This is a genomic window from Chrysiogenes arsenatis DSM 11915 (assembly GCF_000469585.1).
In the GTDB taxonomy this organism is placed as follows: domain Bacteria; phylum Chrysiogenota; class Chrysiogenetes; order Chrysiogenales; family Chrysiogenaceae; genus Chrysiogenes; species Chrysiogenes arsenatis.
Window position 1 is genome coordinate 80580 of record NZ_AWNK01000005.1, and the last position, 23519, is coordinate 104098.

Here is a 23519-nt window from a genome sequence, read left to right on the forward strand (position 1 = left end):
CTGTCTGCACAGGGTCATATGTCAGTAAAAAACTGTATGCAAAAAAGCATGTGTGCGAAATGCTATCGTACCACACCACTAAAATTTCGTGCAATTTTCTGTGCACCCCAATCAATAATGGAAATCAAAGCCCCAGTTTCATTGTAGACCACCACGAAACCGTCTTGATCTGGCGCGACAGCAAGGGGTTCGTCACGTGGAATCTGCCCGTTGCGCAACCACTCCGCTTGCGATGGTGTTGCTTGGAACGCGGGATATCCTCCCAGCAGCCGTGAAAGCGAAATCGTGCTCGCCCCATCCCTCGTGAGAGTTTCCAGCGTATGGCACTCTTCACGACAAACACCGCAGCACTCTAATCGCGCTAACGTTGTCAAGTGACCAACCGTGCCAAGTGCCGCTGCCACGGCTTCCCCAAGCGCACGAACGTACGTGCCACCACTCACGGTAACATCAAGGCAAAGTGTATGCTCATTGAGTATTTCAAGGGAAATAGCATGGATAGTGTTTTCGCGAAGTGGCATTTCACACGTCACCCCCTGGCGAGCTAATTCATACCCTTTTTTGCCACCGATTTTTACCGCACTATAGCGCGGCACACGCAGGGTAATCGTCCCCGTGAACACTCCTTCAATCTGACGGAGTTGAGCTGCGTCAAACGGTAGTACGGGCGCTGTCGCTATCGTATCCCCTTCGCAGTCCCCCGTGTCCATTTGTGTTCCTAGTGCCAGCGTTGCTCGGTAGCGCTTCCGTTGATGATCAAGATATGGTGCCAGTTTGGTCATATCGCCCGCTAACACAATCAAAACCCCTTCAGCAAAAGGATCTAATGTCCCAGCATGACCAACTTTGCGCTGTCCAAGCAGGCGCCTCATTTTGGCTACAACATCGTGGCTCGTCACCCCTACCGGTTTATCGATAGCAAAAATCGCATCAGACATCGATGCAGGCCAATACTTGCTGCAAGATAGCCTGAGTGTCGCCGGCCTCCAGCGTAAAGCCACCAGCATTTTTATGTCCGCCCCCGCCAAAGCGAGCGCACAATTCTGAAACATCATACAGCCCTTTAGAGCGGAAAGAAACTTTATGACAACCGACGCGGTCTTCACGCACAAACATTGCCACCTCAACCCCCTGAATCGAACGGGCATAATTGATAAACCCATCCGTATCAGCAGGAGTCGCCTGACACTCCAGAAGATCTTGCGCGGTGATATACATCGTCGCGACTTTTCCTCCTTTATGTCGCTCAATACTCGCCAGACAACGGCGATAGAGCTGCACTTTTTGCCAGGGAATCGACTCGTAAATCTCCATCGTCACACTCCACGGGTCGATGCCAAATTCCAGCAACTCCGCCGCCACACGGTGACTTTCAGCATTCGATGATGAATAGCGAAACCCACCTGTATCGGTAAAGAGTGCCGTGTAGAGCGCATAGGCTTCTTCGTAATCAATAGCACCCATCGACCGCAACATGTCATACATCAGGATAGCCGTGGCTGGCGCTTCGCCTATCACATAGCGCCACGTACCAAAACCGGAATTCGTAATATGGTGATCGATATTGATAATAGGTACCGTGACCTCTTCCAAAAACGGCGCAAAGCGATCAGCCGACGATGAATCGACGCAAATTACCAAATCATATCCTGCAGTAATGTGCTGCCGATACTCACCCGCGTGCGGCAAAAAAAGGTATTCAGGAGGGATGGTATCGCCGCATAAAAGCTGTACCGACTTCCCCAACCGTTTGAGGCGGTGGTACAGCGCAATGCCGCACCCAAGTGTATCACCATCAGGACTGACGTGAGAAATGACCACGGGAGTTTTACAGGATGCCAGAGCTTCAAATATCTGAGGCCGCTCGTCATACAGCACAACCGACATTACTCCCCCTTTTTTTCGCTCTTTAACTCATCTAACATTTGAGAAATTTTAAAACTGTACTCCGTGCTGGTGTCGTGCACGAATGTTAAACGGGGTACGCGACGCATAGAACGGAGCGATTGCGTCAACATATGTTGCAGTGAACGCAAAGCCCGCTCGATGAAGGCTTCAAATTCCACTTTTTCTTCCGGCGTACCAAAATGGCCATACATGACTTTGGCATTCGCGAGATCGGGCGAAACATCAACTCGGTTAATGTTGACAAGGCCACACTTATGCGACATTTCGCGTTGTAAAATCATTGAAAGCTCTTGCTGAATAACGGCACCGATTTTCTGTGTTCTATGACTCATGGAGAATCCTTTGGAGTAATGTTGTGAGCGACGCTCCGTCAAGGCCAAGACGCGCTCGCAGTGTCGGCTGATCGCCGTGTTCAATAAATCGATCTGGCAATGCCATAATGTGCAGCCGCGGCCCAACTTCACTGCGCGTGGTGATATATTCGGCAAGCGAACTGCCAAAGCCGCCCGCCAGAACATTCTCTTCCATGCTCACAAGATGGGCATGCGCCCCGCACAGATTTTCCAGGGTAGTAACGTCGAGCGGCTTCACACAACGCGCGCTGATCAGCGTGACACCAAGCTTGTCGCAGACCGCCTCAGCAATCGGAACCATATGCCCAGTAGCAATAACGGCAACCGATTGATACCCTTCGACTACTATTTCCCACTTACTAAAGTCGCTTACCATCGGACGTTCTTTCGCCCCCACACCATTGCCACGTGGATAGCGGATTGCCAGCGGACCATTCCATTCGACCGAGGCCAACATCATTTGGCGCAACTCTTCTTCATCACGTGGCGACCAGAGAGTCAAATTCGGCACGGAGCGGAGGAATGAAATATCAAAGGTTCCATTATGCGTTTCGCCATCATTCCCAACGATTCCTGCACGGTCGATGCAAAACACGACCGGAAGATTCTGGATACAGACATCGTGCAAAAGTTGATCGTATGCCCGCTGCAAGAATGTTGAGTACAAAAACACGTACGGGCGAATGCCACTGAGCGCCAAACCAGCCGCAAACGTCACTGCATGCTGTTCCGCAATACCAACATCAAAAAAACGGCTGGGGTGCGCTTCGCGAAAAGGATTGAGCCCCGTCCCATCTGGCATTGCCGCGGTAATAGCAGCAATGCGGCCATCATGTTGCGCCATTTCCGTCAGCGTATCCCCAGCTACCGCGGTGTATGAAGGCGTACCGCTCGACTTCATAATTTCGCCCGTTTCACGGTTATACGGGCCACAGCCGTGAAAGGCCGAAGGGTTATTTTCTGCCGGCGCATACCCCTTCCCTTTGCGGGTAATCAAATGGAGCAGGATCGGCCCGTCAAGGGTCTTCAAATTATTTAAAAACTCAACCATCGTATCAATATCGTGCCCGTCAACTGGACCGTAATACTTAAAGTTCAACTCTTCAAAGAGAATACCGGGCGTTAAAAACCCTTTAATACCCTCTTCGACCTTGCGCGCGGCTTTAATCAACCGCTCGCCACGCGGCAGATTCCCCAGAATTATTTCAATATCGCGGCGCATCCGATTGTAGGTTTTGCCACTGATGATTTTCGAAAAGTAGCTCGACAACGCTCCAACATTTTCCGAAATGCTCATTTCATTATCATTCAAAATAACAATGAGATCGCGATCCAGATGCCCTGCGTTGTTTAATCCCTCAAACGCCATGCCAGCCGACATAGAGCCATCACCAATTACCGCAATCACTTTTCCGGGTATCCCCTGAAGATGATTTGCCACACTCATCCCGAGCGCCGCCGAGATCGACGTGCTCGAATGCCCTGAATCCAAATGATCGTGCACACTTTCATGCCGCTTCGGGAAACCACTCAAACCACCGAACTGTCGGATGGTCGGGAACGCATCGCGACGACCCGTAACGATTTTGTGCGGATAGCACTGGTGCCCGACATCCCAAATGATCTTATCTTGTGGCGAAGTAAAAACTTTATGCAGTGCCAGCGTCAGATCAACCACCCCTAAATTACTGGCAACGTGGCCGCCAACTTGAGATGTCACATCGACAATATAATTGCGGACTTCGGTGGCAAGTTGTTTTAACTCCGCACTATTCAAGCGTTGGATATCTTCTGGGCCATTGATTTCGGCAAGAATTTTCATAGCGTTAGGTCTCACGGCTGATAACGTACTGCGCTAACCCTTGCAGGGCTGCCGTACTATCAGATGGTTTGAATGTTTCAAGAATTCCTACCGCTTCTTCAACCAACGCGCGCGCGGTTTGGCGTGAAGCTTCCAACCCTAAGAGTGATGGCCACGTAGATTTTGCATTATGCTGATCTGAACCAATTGGCTTCCCAAGCTTTATCGGATCGCCTTCAATATCAAGAATATCGTCGGCAATCTGAAACGCGAGGCCAATATTGTAGGCATATCTATCGAGTTGCAGCCGTTCGCTTTCACTCGCACCAGCGGCCACCGCGCCAGCAAGGAACGCAGCACGAATCAGCTTACCCGTCTTCATTTCATGCATGTAGCGCAGTAAATCAGCGCCAATCCGCTTCCCTTCGGATTCGATATCGACTACTTGACCGCCGATCATACCAGTTGTCCCAGCACCATCGGCGATAATCCGGATAATTTCTAAGAGTCGTTCCGGTGGCAATGCTACACGCGTCAACACCTGAAACGCCTGATTGAGCAACCCATCGCCCGCCAAAATCGCCATCGCTTCGCCAAACACTTTGTGGTTCGTCGGCTTCCCACGACGCAGGTCGTCATTGTCCAATGCCGGAAGATCGTCATGAATCAGACTGTAGGTATGAATAAGTTCGACGGCACACCCGATGTCAAGTAGTGCCTCCGGCGAACAATCGCCAATAACATTTCCACCCATAATCGTCAGAAAAGGGCGCAACCGCTTTCCGCCAGCGCTGACACTATAGCGCATCGCACGGTGGACGTTCCCCTCGGGAAGATCATCAGCCGGGATCAACTCCATCAGCCGTTGGTCTATGTGCGGAAGATACCTTTGCAAAACCCGACGAAAAATGTCCATTACCGCCCCTCATCTGAAGTATGTGGTGGAGTATAGGCTTGCGCGCGACCATCTTTAATCAATTGAATTTTCCCTTGGGCGTCCTGCAACTGCGCTTCGCATTCGTTCAGCAGACGCATCCCTTCTTCGTACAGCGTCAGCGATTCTTCAAGCGGAATTTCCCCCTGCTCCATTTGCAAAGAGAGCGCTTCCAGCCGCGCGATTTTGTCCTCAAATTTCATGGAGTATATCCATACAGTACCAGTTTATGTTTACGAGCCAACGCCTCTATTTCAGGGCGTTGCAATAAAAAAATCTTTCCTGCTTCCACACCAATCGCGCGGCACCGCGCATCAATAGCCTTTTGCACCGTCGTAATACCAATCGCTGGCGTATCAAAGCGGTTATCCTGTTTCGGGCGCTCCGCTTTCACCACTATGGTACCCGCAACTAATGTCCCAGCGCGCTCGATAGTGGCATCGGTTCCTTCCAGCGCTTCCACAGCGACGACCGATCCTTTGCGCACCACAACCGTCTGACCGATTTCGTGATCGGCCATCATACGTGCCATTTGGTAGCCATAGGCAATCTCATGGCGAATATCCTCCGTCACCCGACCACAGATTTCACCGGCTGGCGCAAGAAACGGTTCTAAATATCGCGTCTGTGCTGCTACCGTAAAACCTTCCTGCTCCAGAAAAGCGATAATCGCTTCCATCATCGTTGCATCACGATAATTGGCCATTTTTCCCAGCAACCTGAGCGCGGTAAAATCGGTAATGGCTTTACCAAAGGCCACTTTTTTATGAACTTTTCCTGCGAATACCAGCTCTTCAACGTGATGCGAACGAAAAAAGCGGATAACACGACCCACTTTTTCGATAGGAACAACCTGCGCCACATTCGCGTCCGCCGCTACCCCAATATGATTTTCACCCTCCAGAACAACGGCAAATACCTGATAGCCATTTTTCTGATATTGACGAACCACAATCGAAGGAAAATCGCCAAATCCGCAGATAATTCCTACTCTTTTTTCCGGCAACGAGCCAGCCCTCTTTCTGATGAACGGTAAAAGTGAACCATTTTCTGAATAACATAGGATGTGTTATCAAGCGCCAATAAATCTTCTATCGCTTCTTCACGTGACTTTCCAGAACGGAAAATTATTCGAAACCCTTTTTTTGCAAGCTCAATTTCCTTTTTATCATAACCACGGCGCTCCAGCCCTACTGTGTTTATCGTCACGGCTCCAGCACGATCACCCTGCGCAATAATAAACGGCAGAATATCCTGTGCCACCATCGAGCCACCACCGATCATACACCCTTCGCCAAGCGTCACAAATTGGTGGATAGCGCACAGTCCACCAACCACCGTACGGTCATGAACAATGACATGTCCAGCAAACGTCACACCATTGGCGAGCACGTTATCGTTCCCAATCAGGCAATCGTGTGCAACATGCACATAGGCCATCAGCAGGTTATTATCACCCAGAGACGTCGTCCCGCCACCGCCAACCGTGCCGGTATTCATCGTAACAAACTCACGGATTTTATTATTATTGCCAATAGTCAGCGTTGTCGGTTCATTGCGGTACTTCAAATCTTGTGGAATTTCGCCAATCGAAGAGAAGCTGAAAAATTCGTTTTCCCGACCAATAGTCGTATGCCCTTTCACGACGACGTGTGAGTGCAACACCGTACCATCACCGATAGTTACATGATCACCAATAACACAATACGGCCCGATAACCACATCACCGAGCGTTGCTTGCGGAGAGACTATAGCAGTTGAATGAATATTCATAGTTATCCTTGCGTGGGGCTTTCCTGTACCATTGCTTTAAATTCCGCTTCACACACCAACACATCATCAACGTACGCCTCGCCGCGCTGCTTCATAATATTGCGTTTGCGATTCTCCATCGTAATACGAAACGTTAAGGTGTCACCCGGCACAACCGGACGGCGGAATTTAGCATTATCGATCGTCATAAAGTAGATAAGCTTGCCCCGAATATCGACACCTTCATTTTCGAGTGTTTTAATGGCCAACACACCACCCGCCTGCGCCATTGCTTCAATAATTAAAACCCCAGGCATGATCGGAACTCCAGGGAAATGCCCCTGAAAAAACTGTTCGTTGATGGTAACGTTTTTGCGTGCCAGCACATGCATCTCATCAAGCTCCAGAATTCTATCGACCAGCAAGAAAGGGTAGCGGTGCGGTAAGTAGCGCATGATTTCGGTTATATTCATCATTCATCGTCCTTTACCAAAGAGTTTATCTGCGCCTCAAGGGCAGCAATACGGCGACGCAGCTCGCTTAGATTGCGCAACTCCACCACCTCTTTTTGCCATTCTTTATGCGGTTTTAGAGGAAATCCCGCGTAGGTTCCAGGTTTATCAATGTTGCGCGTTGCGCCACCGCGACCAGCGATAATCACTCGGTCGGTAATCGTCAAATGCCCCGCCGTCGCCGACTGACCACCCATCACCACATAATTCCCAAGCGTTACCGACCCCGAAAGACCAACATGTGCCGCCAAAATACACCCTTGACCCAGCGTTACATTATGCCCAACCTGCACCAAGTTATCGATTTTCGACCCATTACCGATGCGTGTCGTACCCAACGCCGCACGATCTATCGTTGTATTCGCACCGATTTCCACATCATCTTCCACCACCACAACCCCTACCTGAGGGATCTTATGGTGCACTCCGGCATTGGTGGCATAACCAAAACCATCCGAACCAATCACCGCCCCCGCATGGACAATGACACGATTGCCCACCGAGCATCCATGAGCAAGACAAACGTTCGGGTACAGCACACAATTCACACCGACAGACGCCCCCATCCCCACATACACACCTGGGTAGAGATAGCTCCCCGCACCAATAGTGGCACCGGCATCAACAAAAGCACCATGAAGCGTGACACTTTGATCAACAACAGCCTCAGGGTGCACCCATGACGGAGCCAACGCTTGCGGATGAACTGCCGGAAAAAAATGCCCCAGCGCGCGCGCAAACGCGAAGTAGGGATTCGGCACCACGATTTGCGAAACCGCGGCATTCGGGTCGACCTGCGACACCAACACCCCGGAAGCATGCGTTGAAGTAAGATATTTTTGGTATTTTGCATTGGAAATGAACGCTAAGTCGCCCTGCACTGCATGCTGAATCTCCCGAACACCAGAAATAGGCGCATCGTCACCATGCAGCACACCACCGACATAATGTGCTAACTCGATCAGGGTAGATTTCACCGACCCAAACCTTCTTTCGCTTTCATCTCATCATACATATTGACAATCGTGTCAGTCATATCGCGATCTTTGGCACCATAAATAATGCCACTGGTTTTTAATTCATAGATAAAGCAGTAGTTATTTTTCTGACCATAATCCTGAATCAACGTACTGAGTTCAGTAATAATCTGATTCGTGTACGCCCGTTCCTGATTTTCCAATTCGACATTCGAGTTTTCAATAAACTGTTTGAGATCGCGAACTTGACGATTATAATCATCTTGCATCCGCTGACGCTCTTGCTCGCTCTGCGTAGGGTTGACGCGGTCGAGCGTTTCCTTCATCTTGGCAAGATCTCGCTTGCGCTGCTCAATCAGTTGACGCTTCTCTTCAAAATCCTGACGAACCTTTTGTACCGCAAACTTCCCTGATTTCGAAATATCAATCGCACGCTGTACATCCACAAAACCCAATTGGCAATTATTACTTGCCTGAGCCGGAGCCATATTCGCAACTAAAGTAGTGAGTGCCGCAGCACACAAAAGCGATTTCGCAATCTTCATACAATATCCTCCGACAGAGTTAAATTTTATGATTAAAACATTGAACCAATAGTAAAGTCCCAACGAGAAGTCGCCGTCCCCGGCTCAGGAGAAATCTTTTTCCCCCACTCAAGGCGTAAAGGCCCCATCGGACTTACCCAACGCACCCCGCCACCATAACTGGACTTTACACCATCGAACTGCGGTGTAGGATCTTCACTTAATGTTCCCACATCATAAAAAGCCACTAAACGGAGTGTTCCATCTTCATTCACAGGATAGAGCAGTTCAAAATTCGCCAGCGTGCTCGAATACCCGCCAGTAGCCTTGCCAATAGCGTTTCGTGGCCCCACTTCGTCATAACGATACCCACGGAGCGAATTGATTCCGCCCAAGTACAGCCGCTCGTATTCCGGCACTTCTGCTGCACCCGAATGAGCATCAAGAGTGCGCATTTCAACATTTACCGCGCCGACAAATTTCTTTATCAGTGGATAGTACGTAGTATGCAGCACCCCAGCTTTGTACCAATTATTGTCGCCACCGATAGGATCCCCCGCCCACTCTAAATACACCTGTGAGCGATTCCCTTTGGTCGGCACCATATAATTATCAAACGTATTGCGGCTTAAAGAAGGGGTAATCGCGCTGGTTGTCGATTTCCCTTCGATATATGAATAGTACGCAAGACGATCATAATCTATTTCGGTAATATTGATTTCTTCAAATTTGTAGCCAATACTCCCGCGAACTTCTTCAAAAAGATGACGACCAAAGTTAAAGGAAACACCCCAGCGCTCATCATCATAGTAATCGTATTCACGGACTTGATTATAAATCGAGGTTGAAAAACTTACTTTACTATCAAAAATGAAAGGATCGGCAAACGTCACCGAATAGAGTGCTTTCTTGCTCCCCGCTTCGACATTCGCCTTGATATACTGGCCACGTCCAAACAAATTCCCCTGTGTCACACTCAGCGTACCCACCAAGTGATCGACGGAACTATACCCCGCGCCAATAGAAAAAAGCCCTGTTGGCTTTTCGGTAACATCAACCGTTACATCCATCTCTTGCGGCGCACCCTTGCGCTCCAGTATCCGGACATCTTCAAAAAAGTTTAGATTCGTTAAGTCACGCTTGGAACGGTCGATAGCGGAAGCACTGTACTGACTCCCTTCCAATAAACGCATCTGACGGCGAATAACCTTATCGCGCGTCTTTTCGTTCCCCGTAACACTCACCACACCGATCGTGTACGGATCGCCCGTTCTGACATCAAACACCAGCGCCACTTCGCGACGAGCCTGATTGATATCATCCACCGGACGGACATACGCATCGGCATACCCAAGATCGGCAAACAAACGCGTGAGATTTTCTATCCCCTTCGTCACCTTCGCCGAACTAAAAATTTCGCCCTCTGCCTGAGGCACCGCCGCACGAAGCTTCCCTTCATCCGCCAAGTCCCCTACGCCACGAAAGCCAATCGTCGTAACCGTATACTGCGGCCCTTCGTTGATCACATACCGGACAATATAATTACCATTTTCCTGTAGCTCAAAAACGGGCTTTTGTACCGAAACTTCCAAGTAACCATGATCAAAGTAGAGCTGCTCAATCCGCTTCGCATCAATTTCCGCCTTATTTTTGGCAAAAATCCCACGATCAGTGATCCACGAATACCACCGCTTTTCACGCAACTCCATTACCTTATAAAAAGCACTCCGCTTAAACGCCGTAGCACCATCAAAAACGACATCTTCGATCCAAGCCTTTTTCCCCTCTTCCACCTTCATCACCAAGTGGTAACTCCGCGAACGCTCGTCAAACGTAGACTGCTCCGTAATCACCACATCCTGCACACCTTTGTCGTCGTACATCTGACGCAGAGTTGCGCGGATACGAGTAACCTCATCTGGACTATAAATCGTCCCCGGCTTGACCACAATCACTTCGTTAATCTTATCCGTTGTCAGAAGATCGTTGCCCTCAACCGCGAAGCTTGCTATTTTTGGCCGCTCAACAAATTGGAAAACCAACGTAAATTTGCCGTTAATGACTTCGGCTTTTACCGTAATATCGTCAAAATATCCTAAAGAATACAAAGACTTAATATCCTGAGAAAGCGCTTCTGGATTAAACTCCTGAAGCTCACGAGAAGAGATTTTATCGAGAAAAGCCTGACGGCTCATCGAAGTGAGCCCCTGAAATTCAATCGCATCAATTGTCGCCGCCGATGCCGACCCTGCCGCTATCGCCAGCGCCGCCAGAACACAGAGGGATTTCTTTTTAACGTCGTGCACTCATTCCTCCACCCAGCAAAGTGCACCGTTTATAGCACTTCTCACAAGCAGTGTAAACCAGCAGATAGCAACGCAAAAACCAGAATCACAAAGAAATGGATTGGAGAAAAAATAGCGTGAAAAGCTTCTACCTCAAAACCCTTGGCTGTCGCCTGAACCAGTTTGAATCGCGCATGATGGCCGAAGAACTCGCCGCACATCACCTTACCCCTGCCGACACCCCCGAAAATGCCGACCTCATCATCGTCAACAGCTGCACCGTCACCGCCCGTGCCGACAACAAAACCCTGCAATACGTCCGGCAAATGCGCCACAAAAACCCCGCAGCCAAAATCGCACTGATCGGCTGCATGCCGCAAGTCGCGCGCGAAAAACTCCTGCAAATGCCAGAAATCGACTACATCCTTGGCAACGACGAAAAAAACCGCATCGCCGAAGTTATCCTGAGCAATCAGCGCGACCAAGTTACCACCCTGCGCACACCAAGCAGGCTGAAACTCGCCGTCCATGCCAGTGGCAATGAACGGGTCAACCTGAAAATACAAGACGGCTGCGACAACACCTGTAGCTACTGCCTTGTCACCATCGCCCGTGGCCCCAGCCGTTCCATCCCCCTGCGCCAGATCCACGAAAAAGCCACCGAAATAGCCGAACAATTTCCCGAAATCATCCTCAGCGGCGTCCATATCGGCACCTATGGCAAAGACCTCCCCGGCACACCAACACTTGCCGAACTCGTCAGCCTGCTCCTTGAAATCCCCACCCTCAACCGCCTGCGCCTTTCCAGCATCGAACCCACCGAAATCGATGCCCCCCTGATAGAGCTATTGCAGCACCCCAAACTCTGCAAACACCTACACATACCGCTGCAATCCACCCATAACATCATCCTCGAACGGATGAACCGCCACTACACAACCCAGCAAGCCGCCAGCGTTCTTGAAAAAATCAAACAGATCGACCCGAACATTAAAATAGGCAGCGACATCATCACCGGCTTTCCCGGAGAAAACGATGCCATCTTTGCCGAAAGCTTTGCCACCCTGCAAACCCTGCCCATAGACATGCTGCACGTCTTCCCATTCAGCGCACGCCCCGGCACCGTTGCCGCCACACTCGACGGACACGTGCGCCACGCCAGCATCACCGAACGCGCCGAAATACTGCGCGACCACAGCAATAAACAACAACTCGCCTTTGACCAGTCACAAATCGGCACCGTGCGACAAGTCATCTTTGAAGCCGACACCGGTTACCTCAAAGGCGAAACCGATAACTACGTCAGCGTTGTCGTCCCATCCAATAAAAGTCACAAAAAAGTCGCATGGGTAAAACTTTGCGCACCAGCAACGCAAAACGCTCCACTTCAGGGGGAATTTGTGCCATAGTGTGCAAACCAAAAGGGAGGGGGCATGACCATATCGTCACGCGAGTTTGAAGACTATTTCTGGCTTCATGAACAACTCACGCAAAACCGTTACCCCAACACCACCACCCTCATGAAACAATTTGAAATATCCGAACGCACCGCGCATAGGCGGATAGAAACCCTGCGCGACCGGCTCGGCGCCCCCATAGAATTCTGCCGTAAAAAGAACGGATACCATTACACCAATACCAGTTACACCCTGCCGCCGCTGTGGCTCAACAACGATGAACTGCTTTGCTGGCTCATCGCCCGCAACATGCTAGGGAGCGCCACAGACGGCTACGGCGCCCAAGCACTTGCCGCCTTTGAAAGCAAACTCTTTTACAACAGCAGCGCCCGCCACCTTGACATCGATAAAATCCGACGCAGCTTTTCCGCCCTCAGCGACCAACACATCCCATGCGACTCAGACACCTTTCATAACATCTGCCTTGCCATCCTGAACCACCACTTACTCACCATCAACTACCACTCCCCACAGGACGACACCCAAACACAACGCACCATCGAACCCCACCACCTTTTTTACTACCACGGTGCATGGGTACTGATAGCGTGGTGCCACACACGACACGACTGGCGGCAGTTCCACCTTGCCCGCATCACCAAACTTACACCAACCCGGGAAACCTTTTCACCACGACCAGAAACAGAATACCAACACTGCATTAACCAAAGCTTTGGCCTTTTTCAAGGCGACAACATCCAGCACGTGACCCTGCACTTTGCCCCAGAACGGAGCCGCTGGATACGCGAACAACAATGGCACCCCGCCCAAACCACACACCATCACCCCAACGGCAGCGTGGAAATAACCATTCCCGTCGCAGACCTGCGCGAAATAAAAATGCGAGTGCTCTCGTTTGGAGCCGACGTGGACGTGATCGAGCCTGAAGCGCTGAAAATAGAAATTGAACGCGAAGTCGAAAAAATGCACAAAAAATTTAGTTAACCCAGAGCCCTGCCACATTTTGACAGGGTGAGTATGCGATATACCCCGCAGACAACGTAAAAAAGGCGGAAGCGTGCCTGAAAACCTGATCATTGCCGTAGACGTCGAAACAACAGGACTTTCCCCCGCATACGGCGCGCGAGTTATAGAAGTAGCCGCCGTAAAAATGCGAACAGACGGAGAAATAGTGGAAACATTCAGCACATTCATCAACCCCGGCGTTCGCATCCCCCAAACCGTGACAAACGTTCACGGGATCACGAACGCCATGCTGCACGGACAACCAACACCACCGCAAGCATGGCAACAGTTTGCCGACTTCATCGAAAATCACACACTCATCGCCCATAACGCCCAATTTGACATGCGCTTTATCCGCCACGAATACCAACTCCTGAAAATACCCTTTACCAATTATTGCCACTGCACCCTGAAACTCAGCCGCCAGAAATATCCCGAACTAGGAAGCCATGCACTCGAACACCTTGCACGGCATGTACTCGGCACATTACCACCAAAAACCAAACTCCACCGCGCGCTGAGCGATGCCATGCTGACCGCGATGGTGTGGGGAAAGATGAGGAGGGAAAAATGAAAGCCGAGCGCTACTCGGCTTTATCCCCGCGTGTGCGGGGAGGTTACTTCAAGATGTGCTCTCATTCGAGAATATACTGGTTCATCCCTGCTACGCAGGGATCGTTTGCATATTACACTAACTTGAGTATGAGTCAATAACACATACACGGCATTTTCTCATACGAGACTATACCTTGACAATTTTATACAGGCACCCTATTGTCGTGAAAAACGAAAGGAAGTGCCTATGAATTTTGATCATATTGATTCATTGGTTCGTTCAGCAAACAATATAAGCGCGAGTGGTTTGGTAGCACTCGCACTTATAGTTGCCTTAGCTGGTGTATGCGTGGGTTTAATCTCTGTGTGGAAAAGGTAATGCGATTACATTATTTCTGGGCGAAAACTACTGAAGATGACTTACCGGGTGTGTCAGTGCACCAGCACATGCTCAACGTTGGTGGTGTTGCCCGGTGCCTAGCGAATGCCTCGCCAAACCTGCTGGAGCGTTTTGGCATAAGCCCTTGTCAAGCAGGGGCACTGGCAGCGCTCCATGACATCGGTAAAATAACTCCTGGCTTCCAGTGTAAATGTGAAGGCTGGCTTATAGAGAACAGTTTAGTGGATATTGGGCGCAAGCATTCCTGGCAAAGTGAGACCGAATCAGATCACGGTAAGGTTTCTCAGGGTGCTCTTCAGGATTTTCTGGTTACGCTTGGATTGCCGAGGCGAAACGCATCATATATAGCAGCTGCTCTTGGTGCCCATCATGGGAGGATAAAGCAACAACCGAGTGGACGAAGTATTCCACTGGCTGAAAATGATGGCATCGGAATTGACTGGAAAGGTGAGAGGCAGCGCTGTGCAGAGAAAATTTTAGCAGATTTCCATATTAAAGATGTTTCCGGTTTGGAGTCTTTCGATGGTGACAGTGTCGCCACTTGGTGGCTCGCTGGTTTAACGACGGTTTCCGACTGGATTGGCTCTGATAAACGTTTTTTTCCAACTGAAAAAGAGAAAGAGTTATTTGATTCAGGCCCCAAAGCCAGTGAAGCCTTATCTGCTATCTCCTTTATTCCGGCCAAAATTCAAGGTGGGCTGTCGTTTTCCGAAATATTTGGTTTCTCCCCGAATGAAATGCAGGAAAGAGCAATTGAAGCCATTGCAGAGCCAGGTGTCTATGTTATTGAGGCACCCATGGGCATGGGAAAAACAGAAGCAGCACTTGGCGCGGCATATCAACTGTTGGCCTGTGGTAAAGCCAACGGACTGTACTTTGCTTTGCCAACCCAGGCAACCAGTAACCGCATTCATCTGCGCATCAATGAATTTCTCAGTAAAATAGCTCCCCATGAGGGATCAAGTCGCTTGATACATGGGCAATCATGGCTCATGCAGAGTGAAGTTGAGTTTGTTCCGGCTGCGACCGGTGTTAAAGGCCAGCACGCGGAAGATGCTCGCAGTGGACATGACTGGTTTGCTTCAACGAAACGTTCGCTGCTGGCAAGCTTTGGTGTGGGGACCATTGACCAGGCTCTTCTTGCCGTCGTAGCAGCAAAACACTTTTTTGTCCGCTATTTTGCTCTTGCGGGCAAAGTAGTGGTGTTGGATGAAGTTCACTCCTATGACCTCTACACGGGAACCTTGATCGATGTGCTGGTCTCAACCCTGGAACGTCTTGGATGTACCGTCATTATTCTTTCCGCAACATTGTCCGGGAAGCGGCGTTCTCAATTGCTTCTCACAACAGGAGGCTCAGATGCCCATAATGCTCCCTATCCCCTGATTTCTGGCAGAAACCGTTCTGGCAGTATTTCACCCGTGGCAACCCTTCCGCCACCTTCACGAACAGTCAATGTTGAATTTACAAGCAATCAGTCGGGCATGGAGCAGGCTCTTGTCATTGCGTATGCTGGTGGGACGGTTTTGTGGATTTGCAACACCGTAGAATCAGCCCAAAGTCAATATGGCAAGATTTGCGAACACGTGAAAAATGATTTTCCGGTTGGCTTGCTCCACTCCCGTTTCCCCTATTGGCGTCGTGAGAATCTTGAGGAACTCTGGATGGAACGTCTCGGTAAGGGTGAAGACAACCGCTGTGGGTGCATTTTGGTTTCAACCCAAATAGTCGAGCAAAGCGTTGATCTTGATGCTGACTTGCTGGTAACCGAGCTTGCCCCTACCGATATGTTGCTTCAGCGACTTGGGCGTTTATGGCGACACCCAAGAGGTAATCGGCCAGCAGAGGCAATAGGACCGAAAGTCTGCATCATTGACGAGACAGCAACTCTTGAAGAGCTTCGCGTAATGCCACCGAAGGAAATTGTTAACGCACTTGGCAATAAGGCCAAAGTTTATGCACCTTACATCCTTTTGCGGACGCTAGAGCTTTGGAAGAAGCTTCAAAGTGTCGAAATCCCATCCCAGATTCGATGGCTGATTGAGAGCACATACGCAGAACTTGAGGGTGAACCAGCTTCATGGCAGGAGCTTTCTGATAATTGGTTTGCCAGCGATTCTGCCAAGGAAATGCATGCAAAGAGAAACAGCAATATCTGGCAACTTGCGCTTGACGACCAGGAAGGCGTGCAGACCAGAATCAGTGAAATCGACACGATTCCCGTGGTTCTTTGCCGTCATCTTGATGACAAGAGTGTCACCTTCCTGGATGGGACTTCCCTGACATTTTCCCCTGACTTTAATTTTCCTATGGCAAAAGCCATTCACAGGAACCTTGTCAAGGTAGCCGATTACCATGTGAAGGAGACTCCCTGCGCGAAATTTGTCCCGTACCTGCACGAAAGACATGCTGTTGCCATAGTGCATGAAGACAACTCAATCTCCTGTAAAGGCGTAAAAGGGAATATAGAACTTTTCTATAGTGATACCCTGGGATTGTACATAAAGAAACAACATGCAAAGGAGGGGACATGAATGTCGCATTTGACCCTTGGATACCGGTAATCAACCACTGCGGAGAGCGTAATTTTGCCAGCATCCATGATGTTTTTGCCGAGGGGGAACAGTACGCTGATTTTGCCGTACGTCCCCATGAGCGGGTTGCACTGATGCGTTTACTCTTGTGCGTTGCTCATGCTGCGTTGAACGGGCCCAAAGACCTTGATGAATGGGAGCAGGTGCCACATCAGATTGCTGCCGCAACGGGTGCGTATCTCAAGCAATGGCAGGATTTCTTTGACCTGTTTCATCCAGAAAAACCGTGGCTGCAAATAGCAAATATCTCAAGGTTCCCCGACCAGAGTACTCCCACTGATGACTTGACTGGATGGACTTCGGTGTCAAAGCTGAATTTTACATGTGCAACTGGAAACAACAGTACGTTAAATGATCATGGTGGGATGTGCGAAACCCGTGTTTTTCCGATTGAGAGCACAATACTGTCAATGATTACTTTTTTATGTTTCTCAACGGGAGGACTCAGCTCGCAAATTTACTGGGATGGAAAACAAACAGCAAAAACAGCCCGTGATGCGCCATGTGTGCCTGCATCCATGATACATGCGTTTTTACGGGGAAAAACCCTTTTTGAAACAGTTTACCTTAACCTGATAACTCACGATGATATTGGAAAATGTTATGGGCATAAGGTTGGCCGCCCTGTATGGGAAAGCATGCCAGATTCATGGGATAATCAACTGTCGATTGATAACGCAACAAAGAGCTTTTCCGGACGTTTGATGCCTCTTTCGCGTTTTCTCCTTCTCCACCCTGGCGGTAATCATCTTTTGTTTGGTGAAGGCTTGGCCTATCCGAATTACGCGGAAGGGTTTTCTGCGGAACCCTCTGCAGCAGAGATTGTGAAGATGAAAAACAAAAAAGAAGAGCGAGCCTTGTTGTCTTTTCGTCCCTCGCGGCAGCTGTGGCGAGAGCTTGGTGCTCTTATGGTAAAGCGCAAAGCAGGTGAGGCTGGTGGCCCCCTTACACTGCTTAACCTAAGCGCAGAAGATGAATGTGATGTTACGGTTTCGGCATTGGCTCGTAATCAGGCAACAGTCGTTGATACTGTTGAATCTGTCTTTCATGTTCCCGGCAGACTCTCTACGGCAGTGGGAGTGAGTACGTATGAGAAGGAAGTGAAGTCGGCGGAGCAGCTTGCATCGCGTCTTGGCTGGGCAGTAGAGACGTATAGAATGGAACATGATGGTGGCTGGGAAGGGCGCTTAAAAAATGCCGGAGCAAGTTCGGGTGAACTCAGATCGAAGCTTTACTCAAAAGCGACAACGCACTATTGGACAGCAATAGAAAAGAATCTTGGTTACCTTATGGAGCACGTTCAGTCTATCGGAGGCGACCACGTTGATGAGACGAGGGAGAAATGGAGAAAAATGCTGTTCTATTCAGCTTGTGATGCATACCGCACTGCTTGTGGGCAGGAAACACCGAGACAGATTCGTGCCTTTGCCAAGGGCTGGCAAAAACTTACTGGCCAAAAGGCAAGTGCGCAAACAGTGAACCAGGAAGAGGAAGGAGTGAGCGATGAGTAGTTTACTGAAACGGCTTCAGGAGCGTAAGAATGACCGGGGAATCATGGCAAATTTGCGCTGTATCCTGACACCGAATAAGCGACACCGAGCCTGGCCTGCACTGAATCGGCTTGGAATTCCAGTCGATGACGAGGTTGCAGCGTTTATTGCCGGCTTATATGCCATGTATCCCGAAGAAACCTCTACTGGAAATCTTGGTACAGCATGTCGGTCCATTGAGCGCTCGCGGGATGAACGGCGGGGGGAAGACAGCAAATTGACACCTACCGAACGTCGATTTCAGCTGCTTATTACTGCAGAGAGCGGTGAAGAGCTGAATAGCCGGGTTTTGCGCATACTGATGCTGGCAAAATCTCAGGGAGTGGCTATCAATTATGAGCGACTTTTGTATGACCTGCGCGAATGGCCCCATAAGCGCCAACGGGTGCAAAATGAATGGGCACGCGAATTCTGGGCACCCGGAGCAGAACCATTGGAGGAGGGCGCATGAAATGGCTCACTCAAATGGAAATAGATGCCGGAACAGCTCGCAGGTATCGCTTTTTTGACAGCTACTCCTGGCATAAAGGAGTGTGGCAGTGTTTTCCGAGTGATGAGAATGCAGCTCGTGATTTTCTCACTCGCCTGGATGCTTTGGAGGGAAAATTTAGAGTCTGGCTGCTTTCTGCCAGAAAACCGCAGCTTCCCGAGTGGTGTCCGCAAGAAAATTTTTTTCTGAAAGAGATTGCTCCCGGGTTTTTACATCACCATCGCTATTATTTTGATGTTCGGGCAAACCCTGTGAAAAACGTGGTTCAGCGTGATGCTGAGGGAAATCGTATTCGAGGAAAACGTATCCCCATCGTAGACACAGAGGAATTGCGATCCTGGCTTTCCAGAAAAGGTGACGCACGTTGCCGAGACCCCAAAACTGGAAAGGAAATACCTGGCGGATTTCGTTTACTTGATAGTGCGCCACTGGATATCAGCCCAATGGCAGAAAGTCACTTCAGGAAGAAAAGTCATAGTGCCTATCATGGTGGAGTGCAGTTTCGCGGAATACTTGAAGTGACAAACCGGGAATTATTTCAGCAAACCTACTCTGCAGGAATTGGCAGCGCAAAAGGGTTCGGCTTTGGTCTGCTGCTTCTGAAACCTGTGAACTGATTTACGAAGGAGAGTATTATGAAGCATTTGGAATTACACATTATTCAATCGGTCCCAGTTTCCTGCCTGAATCGCGATGACCTGAACTCCCCGAAGACAGCGGTATTTGGCGGTGCCCAACGCGCCAGGGTTTCCAGTCAGTCCTGGAAGCGTGCAATTCGCGAAATGGCCAAAGAAATAGCCCCAGACCTTTTTCAAGGTGAACGCACTCGCTTAATGCATGCCCCACTTGCAAAGGCCATGGAGGATGCTGGACTTTCTGCTGACGAAGCAAGTGATGGAGCCAAGAGCATTGTCGATGCCCTTGTGAAGGTGGATGCCAAAAGCAAAGACAAAGTAAAGTCGACGACATTATATTTCCTTTCGCCTCTGGAACTGGAGACTATTGCAAGGAAATTTACAGAAGAAAAGGATGCCAAAAAGGCAATCAAAGGGATCAAACCAGAACATTTGAGTGATGCCGCAGATATCTCTCTTTTTGGCCGCATGGTTGCTAGCGATCACTCACTTACTGTTGAAGCCGCAAGTATGTTTTCCCATGCCCTCTCAACTCACAAGGTTGACAATGAGATTGATTTCTTCTCCGCCGTGGATGACCTGCAGCCAGCAGAGGAGTCAGGAGCAGGCATGACCAGTACACTGGAATTCAATTCCGCAACATACTATCGTTTTGCGGCATTGAACCTGGATATGCTTGCCGACGCTGATCACCTTGGGATATTAAGCGCTGACGAGCGGAAGAAAGTGGTAGCTACATTTATTGAGGCAACCATTAAAGCCGTCCCTGGCGCAAGAAAAAACACGATGAACGGGAACACCCTTCCCTGCTATGTATTGGGAGTCGTACGTGAGAAGGGGCATCCTATTCAGTTGATTAATGCCTTTGAATCGCCTGTCAGGACGTCACAAGGCTACGCAGCAAAGTCGGTTGAGCTTTTGCAGGATGAATATTCAAAACTTAAGGATACTTGGGGACTGGAGGCTGTTGCAGAGGTTGCCATACCTGAAGTAAAGCTGCATGACTTTATCGAAAAGGTAACAAGCCATGTCCATTGAAACCAGCTTTCTGGCTATGCGCCTCGAAGGCCCCATGCAATCATGGGGCTTGGACAGCCAGTATAATCGCCGCAGAACTGGATTGATGCCTACCAAAAGCGCCATTGCCGGAATATGCGCTGCGGCATGTGGTATCTCCCGTGGCAGTAGCGAGGAAGCACCGTTTTTGGAGGCGTTTCAGGTAACTAAAATGACTGTCATCGCGATCCCCCGGAAGCAATTCAAGGAAAGGTTTCTTCCCGTTCGTCGTCTGGAGGATTACCACACTGTCCAGAATACTCGCCGGGCGAGCGGAGCTATTAACAGTGACTGCGTATTAACACACCGTCAGTACCTTACAGACGCCGCATTTGGCGTAATTATTGAAGGGGCAAGTGAATACCTTGCAGAGGTTGCAGAAGCTTTGCATGATCCAGTCTGGGGGACATATCTTGGCCGCAAGTCATGCATTCCCAGTGCGCCTGTCTATGCTGGTTTATGCGAAACGAAGAGTGCCGCATTGCAACTGCTGATTGGTGACGCTCCACTTACGGCATTCGCTCGCCAAGAAGACGTGGAGGACTTCAGTAAAGGGAAGGATAGTCTGCCCGATCTTCCTGTCAGCTTTGCCAGTGAAAATCGGCAGTTTTCACCTCGCAGGGTTTGTATACACCAAATCGGAGATGCCGATTCGGTGACTTATGACAGATAAAGTTGTCGTCTTTAAAGACAAACACATTCGTCGCACCCTGCATAATGACGAGTGGTGGTTTGCTATAACAGATGTTGTTTTTGCACTCACTGATTCACTAGACGCAGCTGGTTACGTAAAGGATATGCGGAGAAGAGATAAGGAGTTAGCAAAAGGGTGGGGGCAGATTGCCACCCCCCTTTTGCTTGAAACAGAAGGCGGAAAACAGCGTATAAACTGCGCCAACACCGAAGGCATTTTCCGCATTATCCAATCTATACCCTCCCCCAAGGCGGAGCCATTCAAGCGCTGGCTTGCTAAAGTTGGCTATGAGCGAGTGCAGGAGATAGAAGACCCGGAGCTGGCAACAGCCCGTACTCGCGAGTTGTACAAAGCCAAAGGGTACTCCGATGCCTGGATTGAAAAGCGCATGCGCGGCATTGCTGTTCGGGCGGAACTGACCGAGGAATGGAAAAGTCGTGATGTTGGCGAATCACCCGAGTATGCCATTCTGACTGCGGAAATCAGTAAGGCTGCATTCGGTATGACTCCCAGCGAGTACAAACAGTACAAGGGCCTTGATCGGGAAAATCTGCGTGACCACATGACCGACCTGGAGCTGATCTTTTCCATGCTTGGTGAAGCGGCCACAACGGAAATTACCCGTAAAACAGATGCCCAAGGATTTACAGAAAACCGAACCGCCGCGCGCCGTGGAGGTAAAATTGCTGGCGATGCACGCAAAAAACTTGAAAAAGAGACGCAAAGCGCAATTTCCACCACAGAAAACTTCATTAATGAACCAGAAGGAGTCAAAAGACTGAAAGGGAAATAATGAACGACTATCTTCCTCCCCTGAAACCAACACCCATCAAAGACCGGCTATCCGTTATGTTCGTAGAGCGCGGCAATCTCGATATGCTGGATGGCGCTTTTGTGGTTGTGGATCAAAATGGCGTCCGCACTCATATTCCAGTCGGAAGTGTCACATGCCTCATGCTGGAGCCCGGCACGCGTGTTTCTCATGCCGCCGTCAATCTGGCATCGCGCATCGGGTGCCTACTCCTTTGGGTGGGCGAAGCCGGAGTAAGGCTGTACGCGTCTGGGCAACCCGGTGGTGCTCGCGCAGACCGCCTTCTGTATCAAGCAAAACTCGCACTGGATGACGCAGCTAGGTTGAAAGTTGTTCGTAAAATGTACGAAGTTCGCTTTGGCGAAAAGCCACCAGAAAAGCGAAGTGTTGAACAACTCAGGGGAATCGAAGGCGTTCGTGTTCGCAAGCTATACGAACTACTCGCCAAACAATACGGCGTACAGTGGAAGCACCGCAATTATGACTACTCCGAGTGGGAAAGTGGCGATATCCCCAATCGTTGCCTCAGCTCGGCAACCGCCTGCCTGTATGGCATCAGCGAAGCAGCCATACTCGCCGCGGGCTACGCGCCAGCTGTTGGATTTATTCACACCGGCAAACCACAGTCATTCGTGTATGACATCGCTGATATTTTCAAATTTGAAACCGTTGTTCCCGTCGCATTTCGCATCGCAGCAAAGAAACCACGCAACCCAGAGCGTGATGTCCGGCTAGCATGCCGCGACGCCTTCCGACAAACGCGCATCCTGCACCGAATCATTCCGACCATTGAACAGATTTTAGCTGCCGGCGAACTTGAACGCCCAAAAGCACATGAAGAAGCCATCGACGTAGCAATTCCAAACAAGGAAGGAATAGGCGATGCTGGTCATCGTGGTTGAAAACGCCCCACCACGCTTGCGTGGCAGACTCGCCATCTGGCTATTAGAAATTCGGGCGGGAGTGTACGTTGGCAAAGTATCGCGCCGAACCCGAGAAATGCTGTGGGAAACCGTCGAAAAAGGTATTGAATCAGGAAATGCTATAATGGCGTGGAGCACAAATACCGAAGCAGGTTTTGACTTTGAAACGTGCGGCACAAATCGTCGAATACCTGTTGAATTTGATGGGGTAAAATTGGTATCGTTCATGCCTGAAACATCCAGCGAATCTGCGAGAGATGAATGATGATTAGCGAAAAAGCAAACAGCGTTATTCTTGGTAGGTTTTCTTGTGGCCGTAACACACTGTAGATAATGTAGATA

At 49.8% G+C, this 23519-nt stretch carries 24 protein-coding genes; 12 read left to right on the forward strand and 12 right to left on the reverse strand.

Features of this window, described 5'->3' with window-relative positions; genetic code table 11:
- Positions 1-62 precede the first annotated feature (62 nt).
- From truB to bamA, 12 genes are read right to left on the reverse strand one after another with little or no spacing between them, the layout of a single operon-like run.
- Positions 63-938, reverse strand: a complete 876-nt coding sequence (truB, locus tag P304_RS13685; protein ID WP_051321345.1) for a tRNA pseudouridine(55) synthase TruB — start codon at positions 936-938, stop codon at positions 63-65.
- A complete protein-coding gene (locus P304_RS0102700) occupies positions 931-1887 on the reverse strand; it encodes a DHH family phosphoesterase (protein WP_051321346.1) in 957 nt (318 codons plus the stop codon). Before P304_RS0102700 ends, truB begins: the two co-directional genes overlap by 8 nt.
- On the reverse strand, positions 1887-2240 hold the full coding sequence (gene rbfA / locus P304_RS15925) for a 30S ribosome-binding factor RbfA (protein WP_051321347.1): 354 nt from the start codon (positions 2238-2240) through the stop codon (positions 1887-1889). The genes P304_RS0102700 and rbfA overlap by 1 nt, the downstream gene beginning before the upstream one ends.
- Positions 2230-4083, reverse strand: a complete 1854-nt coding sequence (gene dxs / locus P304_RS0102710; protein ID WP_027389289.1) for a 1-deoxy-D-xylulose-5-phosphate synthase — start codon at positions 4081-4083, stop codon at positions 2230-2232. Before dxs ends, rbfA begins: the two co-directional genes overlap by 11 nt.
- Positions 4084-4087: 4 nt before the next feature.
- Positions 4088-4978, reverse strand: a complete 891-nt coding sequence (locus tag P304_RS0102715) for a polyprenyl synthetase family protein (protein WP_027389290.1) — start codon at positions 4976-4978, stop codon at positions 4088-4090.
- A complete protein-coding gene (gene xseB, locus P304_RS0102720; RefSeq protein ID WP_027389291.1) occupies positions 4978-5199 on the reverse strand; it encodes an exodeoxyribonuclease VII small subunit in 222 nt (73 codons plus the stop codon). Before xseB ends, P304_RS0102715 begins: the two co-directional genes overlap by 1 nt.
- Positions 5196-6002, reverse strand: a complete 807-nt coding sequence (locus P304_RS0102725; RefSeq protein WP_027389292.1) for an LpxI family protein — start codon at positions 6000-6002, stop codon at positions 5196-5198. Before P304_RS0102725 ends, xseB begins: the two co-directional genes overlap by 4 nt.
- On the reverse strand, positions 5984-6769 hold the full coding sequence (gene lpxA, locus P304_RS0102730; RefSeq protein ID WP_034763867.1) for an acyl-ACP--UDP-N-acetylglucosamine O-acyltransferase: 786 nt from the start codon (positions 6767-6769) through the stop codon (positions 5984-5986). The genes P304_RS0102725 and lpxA overlap by 19 nt, the downstream gene beginning before the upstream one ends.
- Before the next feature lie 2 nt (positions 6770-6771).
- Entirely contained in the window at positions 6772-7224 is a 453-nt protein-coding gene (fabZ, locus tag P304_RS0102735) for a 3-hydroxyacyl-ACP dehydratase FabZ (RefSeq protein ID WP_027389294.1), read from the reverse strand.
- A complete protein-coding gene (gene lpxD / locus P304_RS0102740) occupies positions 7221-8237 on the reverse strand; it encodes a UDP-3-O-(3-hydroxymyristoyl)glucosamine N-acyltransferase (protein WP_027389295.1) in 1017 nt (338 codons plus the stop codon). Before lpxD ends, fabZ begins: the two co-directional genes overlap by 4 nt.
- Entirely contained in the window at positions 8234-8782 is a 549-nt protein-coding gene (locus tag P304_RS0102745; RefSeq protein WP_027389296.1) for an OmpH/Skp family outer membrane protein, read from the reverse strand. The genes lpxD and P304_RS0102745 overlap by 4 nt, the downstream gene beginning before the upstream one ends.
- Before the next feature lie 32 nt (positions 8783-8814).
- Positions 8815-11067, reverse strand: coding sequence for an outer membrane protein assembly factor BamA (gene bamA, locus P304_RS0102750; protein ID WP_027389297.1), 2253 nt, complete (start codon positions 11065-11067; stop codon positions 8815-8817).
- Positions 11068-11183: 116 nt separating this feature from the next.
- Between bamA and mtaB the strand changes: the two genes are divergently transcribed.
- From mtaB to cas2e, 12 genes are all read left to right on the forward strand, one after another.
- The gene (mtaB, locus tag P304_RS13695; protein ID WP_051321348.1) at positions 11184-12455 is read left to right on the forward strand and encodes a tRNA (N(6)-L-threonylcarbamoyladenosine(37)-C(2))-methylthiotransferase MtaB; all 1272 of its coding nucleotides are present in this window, start codon (positions 11184-11186) and stop codon (positions 12453-12455) included.
- 24 nt (positions 12456-12479) lie between these two features.
- The gene (locus P304_RS0102760; protein WP_027389298.1) at positions 12480-13448 is read left to right on the forward strand and encodes a helix-turn-helix transcriptional regulator; all 969 of its coding nucleotides are present in this window, start codon (positions 12480-12482) and stop codon (positions 13446-13448) included.
- Positions 13449-13521: 73 nt separating this feature from the next.
- Positions 13522-14043: a 3'-5' exonuclease gene (locus tag P304_RS0102765; RefSeq protein ID WP_027389299.1), complete on the forward strand. Its 522-nt coding sequence runs from the start codon at positions 13522-13524 to the stop codon at positions 14041-14043.
- Between the two features lie 359 nt (positions 14044-14402).
- Positions 14403-16958: a CRISPR-associated helicase/endonuclease Cas3 gene (locus P304_RS13700; protein WP_051321349.1), complete on the forward strand. Its 2556-nt coding sequence runs from the start codon at positions 14403-14405 to the stop codon at positions 16956-16958.
- The gene (casA, locus tag P304_RS0102780; protein WP_027389300.1) at positions 16955-18529 is read left to right on the forward strand and encodes a type I-E CRISPR-associated protein Cse1/CasA; all 1575 of its coding nucleotides are present in this window, start codon (positions 16955-16957) and stop codon (positions 18527-18529) included. The genes P304_RS13700 and casA overlap by 4 nt, the downstream gene beginning before the upstream one ends.
- A complete protein-coding gene (gene casB / locus P304_RS0102785) occupies positions 18522-19019 on the forward strand; it encodes a type I-E CRISPR-associated protein Cse2/CasB (protein ID WP_027389301.1) in 498 nt (165 codons plus the stop codon). Before casA ends, casB begins: the two co-directional genes overlap by 8 nt.
- Positions 19016-19675: a type I-E CRISPR-associated protein Cas6/Cse3/CasE gene (gene cas6e / locus P304_RS0102790; RefSeq protein WP_027389302.1), complete on the forward strand. Its 660-nt coding sequence runs from the start codon at positions 19016-19018 to the stop codon at positions 19673-19675. Before casB ends, cas6e begins: the two co-directional genes overlap by 4 nt.
- An 18-nt stretch (positions 19676-19693) precedes the next feature.
- The gene (cas7e, locus tag P304_RS0102795) at positions 19694-20731 is read left to right on the forward strand and encodes a type I-E CRISPR-associated protein Cas7/Cse4/CasC (protein WP_027389303.1); all 1038 of its coding nucleotides are present in this window, start codon (positions 19694-19696) and stop codon (positions 20729-20731) included.
- Positions 20721-21422, forward strand: a complete 702-nt coding sequence (gene cas5e, locus P304_RS0102800) for a type I-E CRISPR-associated protein Cas5/CasD (protein ID WP_027389304.1) — start codon at positions 20721-20723, stop codon at positions 21420-21422. Before cas7e ends, cas5e begins: the two co-directional genes overlap by 11 nt.
- Positions 21412-22236: a BRO-N domain-containing protein gene (locus P304_RS0102805; protein ID WP_027389305.1), complete on the forward strand. Its 825-nt coding sequence runs from the start codon at positions 21412-21414 to the stop codon at positions 22234-22236. The genes cas5e and P304_RS0102805 overlap by 11 nt, the downstream gene beginning before the upstream one ends.
- On the forward strand, positions 22236-23156 hold the full coding sequence (gene cas1e, locus P304_RS0102810; protein ID WP_027389306.1) for a type I-E CRISPR-associated endonuclease Cas1e: 921 nt from the start codon (positions 22236-22238) through the stop codon (positions 23154-23156). The genes P304_RS0102805 and cas1e overlap by 1 nt, the downstream gene beginning before the upstream one ends.
- A complete protein-coding gene (cas2e, locus tag P304_RS0102815) occupies positions 23137-23442 on the forward strand; it encodes a type I-E CRISPR-associated endoribonuclease Cas2e (RefSeq protein WP_027389307.1) in 306 nt (101 codons plus the stop codon). The genes cas1e and cas2e overlap by 20 nt, the downstream gene beginning before the upstream one ends.
- The last annotated feature ends 77 nt before the right edge of the window (positions 23443-23519 follow it).